This is a genomic window from Salmonella sp. FC25216, from assembly GCF_057751355.1.
Genome location: NZ_JBDGON010000014.1, coordinates 1 through 20,258, shown reverse-complemented (window position 1 = coordinate 20,258; position 20,258 = coordinate 1). Strand labels below are relative to the sequence as shown.

Below are 20,258 nucleotides of genomic sequence, written 5' to 3'. Positions count from 1 at the left end.
GATGTCTGGCTTATTCGCTCTGAGTCGCCAGATGTCGGCGGCAGGTGAGGGCGTCGCATTCAATACGCACCACGCAAACCGCTTTCATCATATCTTCCCGATAACTGAAGGTTTTTCCCGGATCGGTCTGGCGCATAATGACGTCCAGGCCGTAGCGCATCTCCTCGCGCGTTTGCAATATCGATGCCAGCCCGGTGGCGAAAACGCTGGTGTAGGCGTAGCTATAATCACAGGGGTCATCGGCGCGCAGTAATGCGTGGTCGCCGTCCATTTCAATGCATACTGCCGGGTTTTTGCGTAACAGACGCATCTTTTTCCCGGTGCGTGCGCCGTGAAAATAAAATATCCAGCGCCCGTTCTGATACTCATAGCCAAAATTTACGGGGACAACATACGGGCAGAGATTGTCGTTAAATCCTATCCGACACACTTCGTGTTTACCGAGAATAGCCAGTATTTCTGCTATGTCAGTGACTTCCCGTTCTGGATTACTCATTTCTATTATCTTATTCAAAGAGTGAAAATACCCGGACTGCCGTTACCGCAGTCCGGGCACGCCATCAGCCGTGTTTATTTTTCAATTCAAAACGCGGTGAGACCAGGCCATATAACGTCCAGCCGAGGAAGGTCACAATTGAGCCGTACAGCATGGCTTCTTCACCGGAGGAATATAGCGCGTAGAAGCTATACATGGCGCCTACGAAGGCCACGAAGTTAGCGACTTTCGCTTTTGATGACGGCACATTCGCCATTTTCTGAATGATAACCAGCGCGGCCATCGACAGAATATACGGAATAATGTTCGTCACCACCGCCAGGTTAACCAGGACGTTAAACTGACTATTCAGCGACGGGCTAATAGTCATCAGCGACAGGCCAGTCTGAATAATCACAATAATCAACATCCCCTGTACCGGCGCGTCGACTTTCGTTACGCGAGAGAAGACTTTCGGGAAATAGCCTTCGTCAGCGGAGGATTTAAAGACCTGGGCGATAGTGAACTGCCAGCCCAGCAATGAGCCGCAGCAGGACATCACCATCAGCGCCATGATCACTTTACCTACCGCAGGCGTGAACATCTGTGCAAACGCCAGACCAAACGGTGCCGTGGAGTTCGCCAGATCCATGTTTGGCACAATCCCGGCAATCACGTTAGTCGAAACGATATAGATGACCGCCGCGCCCAGCGTACCGCCCAGTACCGCGATGGGGACGTTCTTTTCCGGATTCTCGACCACGTCTGCGTTGGCGCAGGCGGATTCCAGTCCAAGAAATGCCCACAACGTCATCGCGATGGAAGAGCCGACCGCGCTAAAGAACGGAACATGGTGCGGGTTCCATGACGCCACGTACATGCTGGGGCTAAACCAGAACCAGCCGATGATGCACAGGCCGACAACCGGAATGATGACGCCCCAGACGGTAACGCTACTGATCTGTCCGGTGATACGCGCGCCGCCAAAGTTTGCGATGGTACAAATCCATAATACGGCGATAGTCGCTAGCCCGATCTGGATCGGCGTCAGCGCGGCGCCGAACAACTCGGTGCCATAACCGACAGCGGAGATGGCGATAGCAACGTTGGCGATCAGCAGCGAGACGCCGTAGGTATAGTTCGCCATAAAGTTGCCGGATTTACCGAAGGCATATTCGGCGTAGCCGCCCATGCCGCCGGATTTACGGCTAAACATACCGCATTTCGCAAACGCCCATGCCAGCGCCATCGAGCCGACGGCGGTGACCAGCCAGGAGATAATGGATATCGTGCCGACTTCAGACAGTTTGGTCGGTAGCATGATGATCCCGGAACCCATCATGTTGACCATGGTCAGAATTGTGAGCTGCACGACACCCATTTTATTGGATTTAGGTTTACTCATAATTTTTCCTCCTTCAGCAGGGAGCGCTGCGCGTCGCGAGGCTTAATCACGTAGCACCAGACCTGCTTACGGCCGTCGTGTTCTTCGATATAAACGCCCTGCAGTTCAGGCGCAAAGCCCGGCAGCAGGTTGATCCCTTCTTCCAGGGCGCTGAAGTAACGCAGGACAGAACCGCCCCAGATTTCACCCGGAACTACACACAGTACTCCCGGCGGGTAAGGCAGAGCGCCTTCAGCCGCGATACGACCTTCCGCTTCCGGCAGGCGAACCAGTTCGACCTCGCCGCGCAGATAGGCATAGTTGGCCTCTTGCGGATTCATACTGACTTTCGGGAAATGCGATTTACGGAACATCTCTTTTTGCAGTTGTTTCACATTATGCCGCGCATAGAGATCGTGCATCTCCTGGCAAAGCTGACGCAGGGTATAGCCGGCATAACGCGCTTCATGCTGTTTGTAGATGGACGGTAATACTTCCGCTAACGGCGCATCGGCTTCCAGCAGTTTTTCGAAACGAGCCAGCAGAGCGACAAGCTGTTGCAATTTCGCCATGTCTTCTGCCGGCGTCAGCAGGAACAGAATGGAGTTGAGATCGCATTTTTCCGGCACAACGCCGTTCTCGCGCAGGAAGTTGGCGAGGATCGTGGCAGGAACGCCAAAGTCTTCATATTCGCCGCTCGCTGCATTAATGCCCGGCGTGGTGAGCAGCAGTTTGCAAGGGTCGACAAAATACTGATGTTCGGCATAGCCTTCAAACGCATGCCAGTGTTCGCCCGGGACGAAGTGGAAGAAACGCAGATCGCTGGCGATTTCCGACGTCGGGTATGACTGCCACGGCTTGCCGTCAATCAGTTCCGGTACGAACGGACGGATGTGATGACAGTTTTCGAGGATTAATTTACGGGCATCGATGCCGTTGACCACGCAATCCATCCACATATTGCGACCGCTGACGCCTTCGTGCATTTTGGCGTTAACGTCCAGCGCGGCGAACAGCGGATAGAACGGGCTGGTGGAGGCGTGCATCATAAAGGCGTTGTTCATGCGCTTATGCGGAACGTAGCGCGGTTGCCCTTTGATATGGCTATCTTTTTTATGGATCTGCGAGGTCTGGGAGAACCCGGCTTGTTGTTTGTGAACGGACTGCGTCACCAGAATACCCGGATCGTTTTCGTTCAGTTCCAGCAGCAGCGGCGAACAATCGGCCATCATCGGAATAAATTGTTCATAGCCGACCCAGGCGGAGTCAAACAGGATGTAGTCGCACAGATGACCAATTTTATCGACGACCTGACGGGCGTTATAGATGGTACCGTCGTAGGTGCCTAACTGGATGACGGCCAGACGGAACGGACGAGCCTCGCGGGCGCGCTGCGGTGCGACTTCGTTAATCAGCTCGCGCAGGTAATCTTCTTCGAAGCAGTGAGCGTCGATGCCGCCGATAAAACCATACGGGTTACGCGCGGTTTCCAGATAAACTGGCGTTGCGCCCGCCTGCAATAATGCGCCGTGGTGGTTAGATTTGTGGTTGTTACGGTCAAACAGTACCAGATCGCCCGGCGTTAACAGCGCGTTTAGTACGACTTTGTTAGAGGAGGAGGTCCCGTTCAGCACAAAGTAGGTCTTATCGGCGTTAAAGACTTTCGCCGCATGTTGCTGCGCAATGCAAGGTGCGCCTTCGTGAATCAGCAGATCGCCCATAGCCACATCCGCGTTGCATAGGTCGGAGCGGAAGAGCGTTTCGCCAAAGTATTCCACGAACTGATTACCGGCAGGATGACGGCGGAAGAATTCGCCGCCCTGGTGCCCCGGGCAGTCAAATGCGCTGTTGCCCTGGTTGACATAATCCACCAGCGCGCGGAAAAACGGCGGACGTAACTGCGTTTCGTAATGGCTTGCCGCGGTTTCCAACTGGCGGCCATAGAAAGCAGTACGGGATTCATTATATTCGAATACACCAGAGATACGCGGCAGATACTCAGGCGGTACGCGCCCTTCGTCATGTGTCGCGACAAAGACGGGAATACCGTAACCCGTTGCGTCTATTTCATCGAGTTTTCCTCGTTCAATATCGTCGATGGATAACACGATGGCAGCCACGTCGATGAAACGACTCTCATCAACATTTACAATATTACGCTGTGTAGAAAAACAATCCGGGCAATGACGGCTAACGGCAATTTTTAATTCTGACATTTTTTCATCTCTTTATTTCAGGTAATAGCAGGCCCTCAATTTCTCGAATGAGAAACTGATTCTTCCGGAAAAAATAAAAGCTATCCCGCTGATAAAAAATCAGTAAATTAGCTTTATTTTAGATGTAATAAACCCTAACCCGTCCGGTCGCAGGAAATACAGGATTTAAGAGGTTGAGTACTACGATATACAGGCGGAAACCGTGATAACTAAAACTGCGCTGAGTCGGGATTTCTTCTGTCAGACCAGGTGGTTACCGGGATTGGCGTAAAGAAATTACCGTACTGCTGCTTTTAACAATTCGAGTTATTTAGGCAATAGACCTGAATGACATAAGGGTCGGAAAGACCTGTATGCTGAAGTACCCGTAGCAGAAAAACTACCGGGCATTAAAGAAATGAAAGTCGAAACTATTACGGTGGGCAAACATCATAATATGCGTTGTCCGCCTTATATGGGGCATAAAACGATTATTATTTTCCATTTTGAGATCCTTTCATTGATTTATTGAAAGCATGGATATTTTATCCAGGAAGCGCCAGCGATCTGTGAACCAGATCAACAAAAAACGATCATTTGAAAAATAATTAGTCGGCGATTATGCATATCGTGCTGTGAGATAATAAGTTGTTTATTCAATGTTAATTAAATGTTTTTTATATTCTCCATAAAATATAATATCGCCGCGAAAATAATTATTCGCGGTACCGAAAATAAATGACATAAAAGTTATAATTTATTTAAAAATAATGAATAGCTATTCATGGCATAAAGCGATAGCCAATTCCTGTTTCGGTAATAAAATGGCGTGGACGGGTGGGATCTTGTTCCAGTTTCTGGCGTAAATGTCCCATATAGATGCGCAAATAGTGGCTATGCTCCACGGCGTTAGGGCCCCAGACCTGGTTTAATAACTGCCGTTGGGTTAATACTTTGCCGGCATTATTGAGTAATACCGCCAGCAGGCGGAACTCAATCGGCGTCAGATGGATTTCTTCGTCGCCACGGTGGATCAACCGTGCGGCGAGATCGACCGTCACGCTGGAAAAGCGGACGATCGGATCGGCGCAAGGGCTGGCGGCGTGCCGTCGCAGCGCGACACGCAAACGCGCCTGCAACTCGCCAATGCCGAATGGCTTGCTCAGGTAATCGTCAGCTCCGGCGTCAAGCGCGGCAATCTTATCGCTTTCTTCGCTGCGGGCGGAAAGGACAATCACCGGTATTGCGCTCCACTGACGCAGGTCGCGAATGAAATCGATTCCGTCGCCGTCCGGCAGGCCGAGATCGAGAATAATCAGGTCGGGCTTTCGCGTGGCGGCTTCCAGTAAACCACGTTGTAATGTTTCAGCTTCATACACGCGCAGGCCGTCGCCTTCCAGCGCGGCGCGCAGAAAGCGGCGGATGGCCTGTTCATCTTCAACAATCAGAACGTTTGTCACATATCCTCATGAAAATCATCAAGTTCAGGTGGCTTTCCTTGCGGCAGCGTAACACGGAAACAGGCGCCGCCCTGCGGTCGATTATAGGCGGTAAGCGTGCCGCCGTGTACCTCTACGATAGCATGGCAAATCGCCAGCCCCAGCCCCACGCCGGGAACGGCGGACTCTTTGTTGCCGCGGGCGAACTTATCGAAAATCATCTGTTCCTGCCCCGCAGGAATACCCGGACCGTTATCCCAGACATCCAGTTGTAAACGATTGTCCTTAACCGCAGCATCAATGCCGATACTGGCCTGCGGTCCGGCGTACTTAACCGCGTTTTCCAACAAGTTGATCAGGACACGCTCAAATAAGGGGCCATCGACATGGATAAGCGTTAACTGTTGCGGCAGCGACAGGGTAATCGGATGCAATAAACCCGGTTCTAACATCTGTAACGCGCTCCCGACGACCTCTTCCAGCGTGAGCCACTCTTTTTTAAGATTAAACCCGCCGGACTGAATACGCGCCATATCCAGCAAATTATTCACCAGTCGGGTAGTATTGAGAATATGCTGGCGGATTTCACTGGCCTGACGCGCGTGGGGCGATCCTGCGCTGGCTAAATCCAGCGTCAGAATTTCCGCCTGGCCGAACAATACCGTCAGCGGCGTGCGTAAATCATGCGACAGCGCCGCCAGCAGCGCATTGCGAATACTTTCGCGCTCGCTGGCGAGACGCGCCTGTTCTTCGCTGGCGGTCAGCGCCAGTCGTTCCAGCGCGTTGGCGACAAGCAGAGTGAATGTTTCCAGCAGGCGTTGCTGCTCCGGCACCATTAACTGACGCAAATTACCTGGTTCGACGATAGCCAGACCGTGCGTTTTATCGGCGCTTTTCAGCGGCAGGATTTGATAAGGCACGCCAGGGAGGGTATCGGTGCCTGCGCCGGCAGGCTGGCCTTTATCAAAACTCCAGCGTGCAATCGCGTCGTCCCACGGCGTTATGCCTTGCTGGTGGGTGAGAGGCAGCAACTTACCGTTAGCATCAGGTAATAAAATTTGGCTGCGCGCCTGAAACGTCGAGGCGATAAACCGCTCGCTGGTAGCGGCGATATCATGTTCGCTACGCCCGACGGCCAGCGCTTTAGACATTTCATATAAATGGCGGGTACGCTGTTCCCGATAACGGGCGACGCGCGCCTGATAGCGCACCCCAGCAGTAAGATTGCCAATTACCAGACCTACCGTCAGCATCACGGCAAAGGTCAGTAAATACTGCACGTCCGAAACGGCGAGCGTACCGCGTGGCGCGATAAAAAAGAGATCGAAACTCGCCACGTTAATCACCGTCGCCACCACCGACGGCCAGCGTCCGTAAAGCAGCGCAATCACCACTACGCCCAGCAAATAGAGCATCACCAGATTGGCGGCGTCGAAAGTGACAAGCCACTGCATAGCGATAAGCGTGGTGATGGCGCAAAGCGCCACGGCGACCAGACAGCCCTGAATCTGTCCACGCCATTTCTCTTTGAAAGTTCGGTTATCAGGTGCTTGCGTCAACGCGCGGGCAGGGGGGTCTTCCAGCGCGACGATCACCTGATCGAGATCCGGCGCGCGCCTGGCAAGACGGTCGGCGAAAGCGTCGCGTCGCCACCAGCGTCGCGACGCCGGACGGCCCATGACGATTTTCCCCAGATTATGCTCGCGGGCATAGCGCACGACCGCTTTCTCTTCGGCGGGATCGGACAGGGTGGCGGTTTCCGCGCCAAGTTCCTGCGCCAGGCGCAGCGCGCTTAAAATAGCCCGCCGTTGCTTTTCCGGTAAGCGGTGTAACGTCGGCGTTTCGACATAGACGGCGTGCCAGACGCTGCCGAGCCGGGAGGCCAGACGCGCCGCGGTACGCACCAGTTTTTCGCTGCCGGTGTTATGCCCGATACACAGTAAAATCGCATCGCGGGTATGCCATACTTTTTCTTCGCCCGGATGCGCGCGCCAGGCGCGCATCTGATCGTCCACGCGATCGGCTGTCCGGCGCAGCGCCAGCTCGCGTAGGGCGATCAGATTGCCCTTGCGGAAAAAATGTTCAATAGCGCGTTCCGCCTGACCGGCGATATACACTTTACCTTCGTTGAGCCGTTGGCGCAGATCGTCGGGCGGCAGATCGACCAGTACGATTTCATCGGCGGCATCGAAAAAGGGATCGGGGACGGTTTCGCGCACCTGAATCCCCGTGACGCCGCTTACCACATCGTTCAGACTTTCCAGATGTTGTACGTTCACGGTGGTAAAAACGTCGATTCCCGCTTCCAGCAACTCTTCAATATCCTGCCAGCGCTTAGGATGGCGTGAGCCAGGCGCGTTACTGTGCGCCAGCTCATCCATTAAGATCAGCGCTGGACGCCGGGCGAGGGCGGCATCCAGGTCAAATTCGCGAATTTGCCGCCCCCGGTGCGTGTGACGTTTTGGCGGCAGGACGGTCAGCCCGTCAAGCAGTGCGGCGGTCTCTTTACGGCCGTGTGTCTCTACCACGCCGATCACCACATCCAGCCCCTGCGCTCGCAGCCGCTGCGCTTGTGCCAGCATCGCCCAGGTCTTTCCGACGCCTGCGCAGGCGCCGAAGAAAATTTTCAACTTCCCCCGGTGGGGCGGGGGCGTTTGTTCCAACAAGCGATCCGGGTCAGGACGCAAGGGTTCGTCGTTCATTTCGCTTTGTGTCCCTGTAGCGCATCCAGCGCCAGATTAAGCTCAACAATATTTACCACCGGTTGCCCAAGAAAGCGCGTCAGCGGCCTGTGCGTATATTCTGCAACCAGTTGCGCCACCTGTTCAACGGGAAGCTGGCGAGCCGCCGCCACGCGGGGGATTTGCCATGCCGCGGCACCGGGCGTCAGGTTATTATCCAGCCCGCTTGCCGACGCCGTCGCCAGCTCAACCGGAACCGCGGAGCCTGCCTGGGGGTTAGCGGCGCGTAGCGCGGCGACGCGGGCCTGTATTTGCGCATCCAGTTCGGGATTGCTGGTGGCCAGGTTGCTCCCGCCCGACGCCAGTGGATTATAAGGCATATCGGCGGTGGCGGAGGGCCGGCCATGAAAATATCCCGCGGCGGTAAACGATTGTCCGATAAGCGCTGAGCCGCGTATCACATTGCCTTTATGAATCAGCGATCCATTAGCCTGCCAGGGAAACCACCACTGCCCCAGCGCCGTGGTCAGAAGCGGATACACGCCGCCGGTCAATAACAGCAGAAATAACATTGTCGAAAAAGCAGGACGTAAACCGATCATCATACACCTCACGCCAGACCCAGCAGGGTCAGCAGCACATCAATTACTTTGATGCCAATAAACGGCACCACCAGACCACCCAGACCATAGATCCATAAATTACGGCGCAGCATGGCCGACGCGGAGAGCGGTTTATAACTCACGCCTTTTAATGCCAGTGGGATCAGAAAAATAATAATCAGGGCGTTAAAGATCACCGCGCTCAGAATGGCGGAGTTCGGCGAATGCAGACCCATCACGTTGAGCGCGTTTAGCTGCGGGTAGGTAGCGGCAAACGCGGCGGGAATAATGGCGAAATATTTCGCTACATCATTCGCGATACTAAAAGTGGTGAGCGAGCCGCGCGTCATCAGCATCTGCTTACCAATATGCACCACTTCAATCAACTTGGTCGGGTTAGAGTCCAGATCCACCATATTACCGGCTTCTTTTGCTGCCTGGGTACCGGAGTTCATCGCCACCGCGACGTCGGCCTGCGCCAGCGCCGGGGCATCGTTAGTGCCGTCGCCGGTCATGGCGACCAGCCGTCCTTCCGCCTGATATTGACGGATCAGCGCCAGCTTGGCTTCCGGCGTGGCTTCGGCAAGAAAATCGTCCACACCGGCTTCGGCGGCAATCGCTGCCGCCGTCAGGCGGTTATCGCCAGTGATCATCACCGTTTTAATGCCCATCTTTCGTAGCTGGGCGAAGCGTTCTTTAATGCCGCCTTTAACGATATCCTTGAGGGCGATAACACCCAGTACGCGCGAGCCTTCCACTACCACCAGCGGCGTCGCGCCAAGACGTGCCACGTTCTCGACGTTTTGCTCGACATCGGCGGGAAAATGGCCGCCATTGCTCTCGACATGACGACGAATCGCGTCCACCGAGCCTTTACGGATCATTCGGTTATCGATATTAATTCCACTCATGCGGCTTTGCGCGGTAAACGGAACAAAGGTGGCATGAAGCGACTGCACATCGCGTTCACGCAGGTTAAAGCGCTGTTTGGCGAGGATCACAATGCTGCGGCCTTCCGGTGTTTCGTCGGCCAGCGAAGCGAGTTGCGCGGCGTCAGCCAGCGTGCGTTCGTCCACCCCCCGGGCGGGAATAAAATCGGACGCCTGGCGGTTGCCGAGCGTGATAGTGCCGGTTTTATCCAGCAGCAGCACATCGACATCACCCGCGGCTTCTACGGCGCGGCCGCTGGTGGCAATTACGTTCGCGCCCAACATTCGGCTCATTCCGGCAACGCCAATGGCGGAGAGTAGCCCGCCGATGGTGGTGGGGATCAGGCACACCAGCAACGCCACCAACACGGTGACGCTGACCGCGTTTTCGCCCCAGGCAGAGAAGGGCCACAGGGTGGCGGTCGCCAGTAAAAAGACAATGGTCAGGGCGATGAGTAAAATCGTCAGGGCAATTTCGTTAGGCGTTTTCCGCCGCTGCGCGCCTTCCACCATCGCGATCATCCGGTCAAGAAAGGTTTCACCAGGATTGACGCTACAGGCAATCACCAGCCAGTCGGAAAGAATTCGCGTGCCGCCGGTGACAGAGGCGAAATCGCCGCCGGACTCGCGGATCACGGGCGCAGATTCGCCGGTAATCGCACTTTCATCCACCGAGGCGCCGCCTTCGATTACCTCGCCGTCACAGGGAATAATATCGCCCGCTTTGACCAGTACAATGTCGCCTTTACGCAGTTCAGCGGCGGGAACGTTATCCGCCTGCGCATCATGGCGCGGGGCGCGCAGGCGGCGAGCGAATGCGGTCTTTTTCACCCCTTTCAGACTGTTTGCCTGGGCTTTGCTGCGGCCTTCCGCCAGCGCTTCGGCAAAATTGGCGAACAGTACGGTGAACCATAGCCACAGGCTGATCACCCCTGTGAACAAGGCGCTTCCCGCTGTTTGTCCTGTTACCATAGCGAGCGTTAACAGGGTGGTTAGTACGCTGCCTGCCCAGACCACAAACATCACCGGGTTACGCCACTGGGCGCGTGGGCTTAATTTTTTTACGGCATCCGTTAGTGCCTGTACGAATAAAACAGGTTCAAACAGCGCCAGTTGCTTGCGACTCATATCAATGTACTCCGCATCGCTCAAGGTAAAGAGAAATGTTCCGCTACCGGACCAAGCGCCAGGGCAGGAATAAACGTCAGCGCGCCGACCAGCAGTACCGTGCCGATGAGCAGTCCAATAAATAGCGCGCCGTGGGTCGCCAGCGTTCCCGGACTAGCCGGCTGGGCTTTTTTACTGACCAGCGATCCGGCGATGGCCATGACAGGAATAATCACGCCGAAACGTCCGACGAACATGCAGAACGCCAACAGACAGTTCCAGAAAGGCGAGTTAGTGCTCAGACCCGCAAAGGCACTACCGTTGTTATTGGCCGCAGAGGAGACGGCATACAGCACTTCGCTAAAACCGTGCGGGCCAGGGTTTAGCATTGCGCTGCGCCCGGCATCCGTCATCATTGCCAGCGCCGAACCCAACAAGACCAGCATCGGCGTGACCAGAATCGCCAGCGCGGTCATCTTCATTTCGCGCACGTCGATTTTTTTCCCCAGATACTCCGGCGTGCGGCCGATCATCAGCCCAGCGATGAACACCGCCAGCAGGACAAACAGCAACATGCCGTACAGACCTGAACCGACGCCGCCGAAGACCACTTCGCCAATTTGCATCAGCCACATCGGCACCATACCGCCCAGTGCGGTAAACGAGTCGTGCATGGCATTTACCGCCCCGCAGGATGCCGCGGTAGTGACGACGGCAAACATGCTGCTGGCCAGCACGCCAAAGCGGGTTTCTTTACCTTCCATGTTGACGCTACTGTCCGCGCCTGCCGCCAACAGATGTGGATTTCCCTGAACTTCCGCCCACATCACTACCGCTACGCAGACAACAAAAATGAATGACATTGCCCACAGTAGTGCGCGTCCCTGACGGCGATCGCCCGCCGCTTCGCCAAAGGCGAAACAGAGCGCGGCTGGAATCAAAAATATCGCCAGCATCTGCGCCAGATTAGTAAGCGCGGTGGGGTTTTCGAACGGATGCGAAGAGTTGGCGTTAAAGAAACCGCCGCCGTTGGTGCCAAGCATTTTGATCGCCTCCTGCGAAGCAACCGGCCCCATCGGCAAGAGCTGTTTAGCGCCTTCAAGGGTGGTAATGGGCTGATAAGCCGACAGGTTTTGCAGTACGCCTTGTTGAATAAAAAACAGCGCGATAATTAACGCGACAGGAAATAATATCCATAGCGTAATACGTACCAGATCTTGCCAGGCATTACCCAGCGTGTGCATATTCTGGCGCGTAAAGGCGCGGATAAGCGCAAAAACCACCGCAATCCCGGTCGCCGCCGACAGGAAGTTTTGCACCGTTAGCCCCGCCATCTGGCTAAAGTAGCTCAGCGTGCTTTCGCCGCTGTAGGCTTGCCAGTTGGTATTGGTGACAAAGCTGACGGCGGTATTCAGCGCCAGATCCCAGGGCAGCCCCGGTAGCCGCTGCGGATTTAAGGGTAGCCACTCCTGCCAGAATAGCAGGCAAAACAGGATGCCCAGTCCCAGCAGATTGAGCGTCAGTAACGCCAGTAAATACTGACGCCAGTTCATTTCGTGGTCGGTAATGCCAAGAGTCCGCCAGAGGACACGCTCAACGCCAGCCACGCCCGGCAACGGAACGGCGGCGATGAGCCTTGCCAGGCCCGAACCCAACGGTTTCGCCAGTACAAATAAAATCAGTAAAAAACTGGCGATCAGTAAAAATCCTTGCGCGGCCATCAGAACGCCTCCGCATTAATCAGGGCATAGACCAGATAACCCAAAAGTAAGAAAACCAGCACGATGCCGGTTATCACGCCTGCACTCACAGAGCACCTCCAGTGGCATTGTTTTACTCCTGAGAAAGGTAATTTTTTGGCTGCAAAGATTTCGCAAAAATTGGCGGGCGGAGTGTAAAAAAAATATAAAAATGGCAAAGACCATTATTTAACTAATGATTAGTATTAATTTAACTTTTTTGTAACTAATTTACGCTTTAAATGTAAATCTGCTGGAAAAGCGAGAAAATAAGTGGTCGGATGAGTAGTAAAATTACACCGAAAGCGGTACTATTTTAATCAGGTAACGAGGTTCAATTTTTCGGTGCTATTCACCGATTCAATCTATACCGAGGCGGGTAGCGTCGGTATAAAGGGGGAAACGTATGGAACACTATAAAGACTATCCGGCGCATGTCATTTTTGTCCGTCGTGCTTTCGCGGTGACCGCAGGCGTGCTGGCGCTGCCGGTGATGCTCTTCTGGAAAGACCGCGCGCGTTTTTATAGTTATCTGCACCGTGTCTGGTCGAAAACCAGTGATAAACCGGTGTGGATGGCGCAGGCTGAAAAAGCCACCTGCGACTTTTATTAATCGCGACCAGCCTGAAAAACCGTCAGCCGCTACGCTGGCGGTTTTTTTATGCGCCAGGGTCTACACTGTTTAACGCTATTCTGCCGTGACGTTTCATCTTTCAGGAGTTGTATGCCCACCCATTTAGTCTGGTTCAGGCGCGATCTGCGTTTACAGGATAACCTTGCGCTGGCCGCCGCCTGCCGCGATGCATCCGCGCGGGTGCTGGCGCTTTATATTTCCACCCCCGCGCAGTGGCAGGCCCATGATATGGCGCCGCGGCAGGCGGCATTCATCAGCGCGCAGCTCAGTGCGCTACAGACGGCCCTTGCAGAGAAAGGGATTCCGCTGCTGTTTCATGAAGTGGCGGATTTTAACGCCAGTATTGAGACGGTCGAAAACGTTTGCCGACAGCATGACGTCAGCCATCTGTTTTATAACTATCAGTATGAGATTAACGAGCGTCAGCGTGATGCGGCGGTGGAAAAAACGCTGCAATCTGTCATCTGCGAAGGCTTTGACGATAGTGTGATTCTGGCGCCTGGCGCGGTGATGACCGGCAATCATGAAATGTATAAAGTTTTTACGCCGTTTAAAAACGCCTGGTTGAAACGGCTAAAAGAGGATATCCCGCCGTGCGTTCCGGCCCCGAAGAGCCGGGCAAGTGGCGCACTTTCTACACCCTTAACGCCAGTCTCGCTTAACTACCCGCAACAGGCGTTTGACGCCGCGCTTTTCCCGGTTGAAGAAAACGCGGCCATCGCGCAGTTACGTCAGTTTTGTGCGCAGGGCGCAGACGGGTATGAGTCACGGCGCGATTTCCCTGCGGTTGAAGGCACCAGTCGGCTTTCCGCCAGCCTGGCGACTGGTGGCCTGTCGCCGCGACAGTGCCTGCACCGATTATTGGCGGAGCAGCCGCAGGCGCTGGATGGCGGACCGGGAAGCATCTGGTTGAATGAACTCATCTGGCGGGAATTTTACCGTCATTTAATGACCTGGTATCCGGCATTATGCAAACACCAGCCGTTTATCCGCTGGACAAAACGCGTCACGTGGCAGGAGAACTCACACTATTTTCAGGCATGGCAGAAAGGCGAAACCGGTTATCCCATTGTCGATGCGGCGATGCGCCAGCTTAACGCGACGGGCTGGATGCATAACCGTTTACGCATGATTACCGCCAGCTTTCTGGTGAAAGATCTGCTGATTGACTGGCGGTTGGGGGAGCGCTATTTCATGTCGCAGCTCATTGACGGCGATCTTGCCGCCAATAATGGCGGCTGGCAGTGGGCCGCCTCAACCGGTACTGATGCCGCGCCTTATTTTCGTATTTTTAATCCCACGACCCAGGGGGAAAGGTTCGATCGCGACGGCGAATTTATCCGTCGGTGGCTACCGGCGTTACGCGATATCCCCGGAAAAGCAATTCACGAGCCGTGGCGGTGGGCAGAAAAATCGGGAGTCGCACTTGATTATCCTCGGCCCATTGTGGATCACAAACAGGCGAGAATCGCGACGCTTTCCGCCTATGAAGCAGCGAGAAAAGGGGCGTAATGCAGGCCCGGTAGTGCAGACTACCGGGCATTTTGATGTCAGGGTTCGACGGCTAGCGAGCGTTTTTTGAATTTGAAGGACTGATACAGCCAAATCAGCAGGACAACGCCTACGCAGGCTAAAGCGCCCCAGGTGATCTGTTCAAAAACATCGATATAGGCGTTGATGGTGTAATTAACCGCGCCGCTGGCGTCGAAGGCGCTTTGCGAGGTCTGATCAGCGATGACGCCTGCCAGATAGTTAGCTATCGCGCCGGACAGCAGCATATAAATTCCGGTTAATACGCCAGTGACGCCGGGGATGTCAATGCGCGTAATTTGCGACATGGCGACCGGGTCGATAAACAGCTCGGCAAAGCCCATCACCGCCAGCCCCAGCACCATTAGCGGCATTGAAGAGTGCCCATAAGCGGCGGACCAGCGCGCGCTCAGGGTCAGAATGCAGAATCCGGCGCTCATCAGACCGAGACCCAGCGCGAATTTTCCCCAGATACGCACGGTGCGATTACCGCTTACGCTCTCTTTAACCAGCCAGGCCAATACGACCCCACACAGCATCACGGCAAAGGCGTTCACCGACTGGAACATGGCGGTGGGAACGGAATAGCCCAGAATATCGCGGTTCACAAAGCGGTCGATATACAGGCTGATAGAACTGCCGCCCTGCTGAGCAAACGCCCAGAACAGCATACTGAACAGGGTCAGGGTGACAATCAGCCCCAGCTCTTTGCGCTGTTTTGCCGTTTGCGCCTGGCGATAAATTTTTGTCAGCACGCCCAGGCCGATCGCGGTCGCCACGATTAAGGCATAGACCGACCATTCTTTCCAGAATAGAACGGTAATCAGCAATGGCGCCGCTACCAGCAGAATTAACAGCCAGCCCCAGTTCGGCAACAGGTAGTTTCTGGCACACAACACGGCTTTATTAACGCCGGTGGTGTGGGTGAAATGACGATTCCCACACAAGAAGATCACCAGTCCCGCCAGCATACCAATGGCGGCGAGCGCAAAGCCCATTGCCCAACTGTATTCCTCTTGCACATAGCCGCAGGCGATAGGGGCCACGATCGAACCAATATTGCCCGCCGCGTAAAGCAGCGAGAACCCGCCGTCGCGGCGCGGATCTTCCGGCTGGTACAGTTCGCCCAGCAGGCAGCTAATATTCGATTTAAACAGGCCGTAGCCGCAGACAATGATCGCCAGCGACAGATAAAGAAATGTCGGCGCGATCTCACTGGCGCCCAGCACTAAATGACCGACCGCCATTAAAAATGCGCCCAGCATGACTGCCATTCGGTTGCCAAGCACCTTATCCGCCAGATAGCCGCCAAGAATCGGCGTTACGTAGACCAGCGAACAATAAGCGCTGAATAACTCATAGGCGTGGTTATCGTCGTATTTTAGCTGATTGGTGAGATAAAGAATCAACAGGGCGCGCATACCATAAAAGCTGAAGTACTCCCAAATTTGCAGGGCGACAACGTAGTAAATGGCGCGGGGTTGAGATGCTTGTTTATTCATCGTATTTCCGGGATAGAGGCGCTGTGGCAAGAAATAGACATTCTCAGATAATGCCTTTCTTTGTGGACTTATTAAGCCTGCCGTATCGCCGTGTTTCCTTAAAGTTACCAACTTGATACAGAACTGATTTCTTCTGCAATATGCGTTCTGATTGCATAAATATACATGAAACCGATCGTGTTTTGCTAAGTAATTTGCACCAAACCAGGGGGTGATTGTTTCTTGATGTGTCAAACAAATGTTTATCGACGAACTGCTAACGGGAGGCTATGTTAACGGAGGCTGAACCCGTAATGGGAAAGCAGAACGTGGGTTAAAGGAAGCGATGATGAAAAACACCGAGCTGGAACAACTGATTAACGACAAGCTGAACAGTGCGGCGATAAGTGATTATGCGCCGAATGGTTTACAGGTCGAAGGAAAAGAGACGGTACAGAAAATCGTTACCGGCGTGACCGCAAGTCAGGCGCTGCTCGATGAGGCGGTGCGTTTGCAGGCCGATGCGGTCATTGTTCATCATGGTTACTTCTGGAAAGGCGAGTCTCCGGTTATTCGCGGCATGAAACGCCGTCGCTTAAAAACGTTACTGGCAAATGATATTAACCTTTACGGTTGGCATCTGCCGCTGGATGCGCACCCTGAACTGGGCAACAATGCGCAGTTGGCGACGCTATTGGGTATTACCGTGAAAGGAGAGATTGAGCCGCTGGTGCCGTGGGGGGAGCTCTCAATGCCGGTGCCGGGGCTGGAACTGGCCTCATGGATTGAAGCGCGTTTGGGGCGTAAACCGCTATGGTGCGGCGATACCGGGCCAGGGAATGTCCAGCGTGTCGCCTGGTGTACCGGCGGCGGACAAAGTTTTATTGATAGCGCCGCCCGCTTCGGCGTTGACGCCTTTATTACCGGCGAGGTGTCTGAACAGACCATTCATTCCGCGCGCGAACAGGGGCTGCATTTTTATGCCGCCGGGCACCATGCCACTGAACGCGGCGGTATTCGCGCCCTGAGCGAATGGCTGAACGAAAACACGGAGTTGGATGTGACGTTTATTGATATCCCTAACCCGGCATAACTGAGAGGCAATAAAGTGCAGCGAGCGCGTTGTTATCTGTTAGGCGAAACGGCGGTCGTCCTGGAACTTGAACCGCCAATTACGCTGGCGAGCCAGAAACGCATCTGGCGTCTGACGCAGCGTCTGGTCGATATGCCGAACGTGGTGGAAGCGATTCCTGGGATGAACAATATCACCGTGATCTTGCGGGAACCGCAAACTCTGGCGCTGGATGCGATTGAGCGTCTGCAGCGCTGGTGGGAAGAGAGCGAGGCGCTGGAGCCGGACTCGCGTTCGGTTGAGATCCCGGTGATCTATGGCGGCGCAGGCGGGCCGGATCTGGCGGCGGTGGCGCGGCACAGCGGTTTGAGTGAAAAGCAGGTCGTGGAGCTACATGCGTCCGTTGAGTATGTCGTCTGGTTTTTAGGCTTTCAGCCTGGCTTTCCCTATCTTGGGAATTTACCAGAACCGCTCCATATGCCCAGACGCGCGGAGCCGCGCCTGCAGGTTCCGGCAGGTTCTGTCGGCATCGGCGGCGCACAGACGGGTATTTATCCATTATCCACGCCGGGCGGCTGGCAACTGATCGGCCTCACGCCGTTGAAGTTATTCGATCCGATGCGGGAGCCTCCGGTTCTGCTACGCCCTGGCGATAGCGTACGCTTTGTGCCGCAAAAGGAGGGAATATGCTGAATATTATTCGCGCGGGGATTTACACCTCCGTGCAGGACAGCGGGCGTCACGGTTTTCGTCAGTCGGGACTGAGCCACTGCGGCGCGCTGGATAAACCCGCCTTTCAGACCGCTAATCTCCTGGTCGGGAACGATGCGAATGCCCCGGCGCTGGAAATCACTCTCGGTCAACTGGTCGTCGAGTTTGAAAATGAGACCTGGTTCGCTCTTACCGGCGCGGGCTGCGAGGCGCAGTTGGATAATCAACCGGTCTGGACAGGCTGGCGATTGCCGGTAAAAGCGGGCCAGCGTCTCACTCTGCATCGACCGCTTCACGGGATGCGTAGCTATCTGGCGGTGGCGGGCGGTATTGCTGTGCCGGAGGTGATGGGCTCTTGCAGTACCGATCTGAAGTCCGGTCTCGGTGGGCTGGAAGGGCGGCTGCTAAAAGATGGCGATCGGCTGGCGACGGGCAAACCATCGCGGCAGTTTAGCGGGCCGCAGGGCGTGAAACAGTTACTGTGGGGTAATCGCATTCGTGCGCTGCCGGGGCCGGAATACCGTGAGTTCGATCGCGCATCGCAAGAAGCGTTCTGGCGTTCGCCGTGGCAACTCAGTCCGCAAAGTAATCGCATGGGCTATCGTTTGCAGGGACAATCGTTAACGCGGACAACGGATCGCGAACTGCTGTCGCACGGTTTGCTGCCCGGTGTCGTGCAGGTGCCTTACAACGGTCAACCTATTGTGCTGATGAATGATGCCCAGACTACCGGCGGCTATCCGCGTATTGCCTGCATCATCGAGGCGGATATGTACCATCTGGCGCAAATCCCGCTAGGGCAACCGATCCATTTTGTGCAATGTTCGCTGGAAGAGGCGCTCAACGCGCGTCGCGAGCGTCAGCGCTATCTGGAACAGCTTACCTGGCGACTTCAGCATGAAAATTGATTTAAATGCGGACGTGGGCGAAGGTTGCGCCAGCGACGGCGAATTATTAACGCTGGTCTCCTCCGCCAATATCGCCTGTGGTTTTCACGCCGGCGATGCGCAAACCATGCTGACCTGCGTGCGCGAGGCGCTGAAAAACGGCGTGGCGATCGGCGCGCATCCCAGCTTTCCGGATCGGGATAATTTTGGGCGGACGGCGATGGTTTTGCCGCCGGAAATGGTATACGCCCAGACGCTGTACCAAATCGGCGCGCTGGGGGCGATTGCTCAGGCGCAAGGCGGCGTGATGCGCCATGTCAAACCGCACGGTATGCTCTATAACCAGGCGGCGAAAGATCCCCGTCTGGCACAGGCGATTGCGAAAGCGGTACACGACTATGATCCGTCATTGATTCTGGTTGGACTGGCGGGCAGTGAGTTGATCCGAGCCGGTGAGCGCTATAGTCTGACGACGCGGCAGGAGGTGTTTGCCGATCGCGGCTATCAGGCCGACGGTAGCCTGGTGCCGCGCACGCAGCCTGGCGCGCTGATTCACGACGAAGGGCAGGCGCTGGCGCAAACGCTGGATATGGTGCAAACCGGGAGAGTGAAAAGCGTTACTGGCGTGTGGACGACTGTCACGGCGCAAACGGTGTGCATTCATGGCGACGGCGAGTATGCGCTTGCGTTCGCACGCAGGCTACGCGCCGCGTTTAATGCGTGTAATATACACGTTATTGCCGGAGAGCCAGACGATTGAAGCTATTATATTCCGTCTGCTAAAGTTTATCGTATACCGCTCACTTAATGTTAAGAAGGGGGATTTATTCAATATTACATAAATCCCCTCTTAATATATTATTTTAAAAATAACTCAGTGATGCTGTAATAGTCAGTATGACGAGTTTATTGTTGTCAGCAGCAGAATTTTTGAAAATCTTTATGAGATTGTTAGCTATCGCCATCTAATTAAATGTCCGGGGCGGGTAAGTTACTTGACTCTTTATAAACACTTTCTGATTGATTTACCTCACGATAGCCTCATTTTTAGCATTTATATTCCTCGTCATGATGACTTATCAGGAGACTGAAGCCAGATTGATTCGCTGTTTTACTATCACGTCATGGATAGCGTGCCAGATTGCCAGGTATATGGATTTTAAGCTGTTTACGCGTAACAACTTTTTTTAGCGAAAATTAAACTCATCTGATCAGTGATTTTTTAGTATATTACTCATTTTGTTATGATGGATTTGTTTTGTGAAAAGAAAATATCTTACTCAAGAAGAGATCGAAAAACTGCTGTCAGCGACTGACAGAATGCCCTTCCCGGAAAGAAACCGCTGCTTAATCCTGATGGCGTTTATTCATGGCTTCCGGGCCAGTGAGTTG

The 20,258-nt window shown here is 54.5% G+C and carries 19 protein-coding genes; 8 read left to right on the top strand and 11 right to left on the bottom strand.

Annotated features, from left to right (window positions below):
- Positions 1-10: 10 nt before the first annotated feature.
- From AC3G3F_RS21060 to kdpF, 10 genes are all read right to left on the bottom strand, one after another.
- On the bottom strand, positions 11-496 hold the full coding sequence (locus AC3G3F_RS21060; protein WP_023248872.1) for a pyridoxamine 5'-phosphate oxidase family protein: 486 nt from the start codon (positions 494-496) through the stop codon (positions 11-13).
- A gap of 64 nt (positions 497-560) precedes the next feature.
- Positions 561-1,880, bottom strand: a complete 1,320-nt coding sequence (gene potE, locus AC3G3F_RS21055) for a putrescine-ornithine antiporter (protein ID WP_000042655.1) — start codon at positions 1,878-1,880, stop codon at positions 561-563.
- The gene (gene speF, locus AC3G3F_RS21050) at positions 1,877-4,075 is read right to left on the bottom strand and encodes an ornithine decarboxylase SpeF (protein ID WP_023248871.1); all 2,199 of its coding nucleotides are present in this window, start codon (positions 4,073-4,075) and stop codon (positions 1,877-1,879) included. Before speF ends, potE begins: the two co-directional genes overlap by 4 nt.
- Before the next feature lie 379 nt (positions 4,076-4,454).
- Positions 4,455-4,559, bottom strand: a complete 105-nt coding sequence (gene speFL, locus AC3G3F_RS21045; protein WP_015632840.1) for a leader peptide SpeFL — start codon at positions 4,557-4,559, stop codon at positions 4,455-4,457.
- 277 nt (positions 4,560-4,836) lie between these two features.
- Complete coding sequence (kdpE, locus tag AC3G3F_RS21040) at positions 4,837-5,514, bottom strand: two-component system response regulator KdpE (protein ID WP_023180512.1); 678 nt, start codon at positions 5,512-5,514, stop codon at positions 4,837-4,839.
- Positions 5,511-8,195 (bottom strand): two-component system sensor histidine kinase KdpD, encoded by a 2,685-nt coding sequence (gene kdpD, locus AC3G3F_RS21035; protein ID WP_053529334.1) that lies wholly within the window; start codon positions 8,193-8,195, stop codon positions 5,511-5,513. The genes kdpE and kdpD overlap by 4 nt, the downstream gene beginning before the upstream one ends.
- Positions 8,192-8,776, bottom strand: a complete 585-nt coding sequence (kdpC, locus tag AC3G3F_RS21030; protein ID WP_023248869.1) for a potassium-transporting ATPase subunit KdpC — start codon at positions 8,774-8,776, stop codon at positions 8,192-8,194. Before kdpC ends, kdpD begins: the two co-directional genes overlap by 4 nt.
- Before the next feature lie 8 nt (positions 8,777-8,784).
- Complete coding sequence (kdpB, locus tag AC3G3F_RS21025; RefSeq protein WP_053510858.1) at positions 8,785-10,833, bottom strand: potassium-transporting ATPase subunit KdpB; 2,049 nt, start codon at positions 10,831-10,833, stop codon at positions 8,785-8,787.
- A 20-nt stretch (positions 10,834-10,853) separates the two neighbouring features.
- On the bottom strand, positions 10,854-12,533 hold the full coding sequence (gene kdpA / locus AC3G3F_RS21020; RefSeq protein WP_053510860.1) for a potassium-transporting ATPase subunit KdpA: 1,680 nt from the start codon (positions 12,531-12,533) through the stop codon (positions 10,854-10,856).
- Complete coding sequence (gene kdpF, locus AC3G3F_RS21015) at positions 12,533-12,622, bottom strand: K(+)-transporting ATPase subunit F (protein WP_001670793.1); 90 nt, start codon at positions 12,620-12,622, stop codon at positions 12,533-12,535. Before kdpF ends, kdpA begins: the two co-directional genes overlap by 1 nt.
- Positions 12,623-12,957: 335 nt before the next feature.
- Between kdpF and AC3G3F_RS21010 the strand changes: the two genes are divergently transcribed.
- Entirely contained in the window at positions 12,958-13,164 is a 207-nt protein-coding gene (locus tag AC3G3F_RS21010; RefSeq protein WP_000401438.1) for a YbfA family protein, read from the top strand.
- 111 nt (positions 13,165-13,275) lie between these two features.
- Positions 13,276-14,697, top strand: a complete 1,422-nt coding sequence (gene phrB / locus AC3G3F_RS21005) for a deoxyribodipyrimidine photo-lyase (protein ID WP_053529336.1) — start codon at positions 13,276-13,278, stop codon at positions 14,695-14,697.
- Between the two features lie 38 nt (positions 14,698-14,735).
- On the opposite strand, the gene AC3G3F_RS21000 is transcribed toward phrB, so the two are convergent.
- The gene (locus tag AC3G3F_RS21000; protein ID WP_053529337.1) at positions 14,736-16,217 is read right to left on the bottom strand and encodes an MFS transporter; all 1,482 of its coding nucleotides are present in this window, start codon (positions 16,215-16,217) and stop codon (positions 14,736-14,738) included.
- A 328-nt stretch (positions 16,218-16,545) separates the two neighbouring features.
- Between AC3G3F_RS21000 and ybgI the strand changes: the two genes are divergently transcribed.
- The 6 genes from ybgI to AC3G3F_RS20970 form a co-directional block, all read left to right on the top strand.
- Positions 16,546-17,289 carry a radiation resistance protein YbgI gene (gene ybgI / locus AC3G3F_RS20995; protein WP_023248864.1) on the top strand — a complete coding sequence of 248 codons (744 nt, stop codon included), beginning with the start codon at positions 16,546-16,548 and terminating at the stop codon, positions 17,287-17,289.
- A 15-nt stretch (positions 17,290-17,304) separates the two neighbouring features.
- A complete protein-coding gene (gene pxpB / locus AC3G3F_RS20990; protein WP_001188371.1) occupies positions 17,305-17,961 on the top strand; it encodes a 5-oxoprolinase subunit PxpB in 657 nt (218 codons plus the stop codon).
- On the top strand, positions 17,955-18,887 hold the full coding sequence (gene pxpC, locus AC3G3F_RS20985) for a 5-oxoprolinase subunit PxpC (protein ID WP_023248863.1): 933 nt from the start codon (positions 17,955-17,957) through the stop codon (positions 18,885-18,887). The genes pxpB and pxpC overlap by 7 nt, the downstream gene beginning before the upstream one ends.
- On the top strand, positions 18,877-19,626 hold the full coding sequence (gene pxpA, locus AC3G3F_RS20980) for a 5-oxoprolinase subunit PxpA (RefSeq protein WP_053529338.1): 750 nt from the start codon (positions 18,877-18,879) through the stop codon (positions 19,624-19,626). Before pxpC ends, pxpA begins: the two co-directional genes overlap by 11 nt.
- Positions 19,627-19,934: 308 nt before the next feature.
- Positions 19,935-20,057, top strand: coding sequence for a hypothetical protein (locus AC3G3F_RS20975; RefSeq protein ID WP_044136514.1), 123 nt, complete (start codon positions 19,935-19,937; stop codon positions 20,055-20,057).
- 69 nt (positions 20,058-20,126) lie between these two features.
- The coding region (locus AC3G3F_RS20970; RefSeq protein WP_345964801.1) for a tyrosine-type recombinase/integrase at positions 20,127-20,258 on the top strand (132 nt) is incomplete at its 3' end.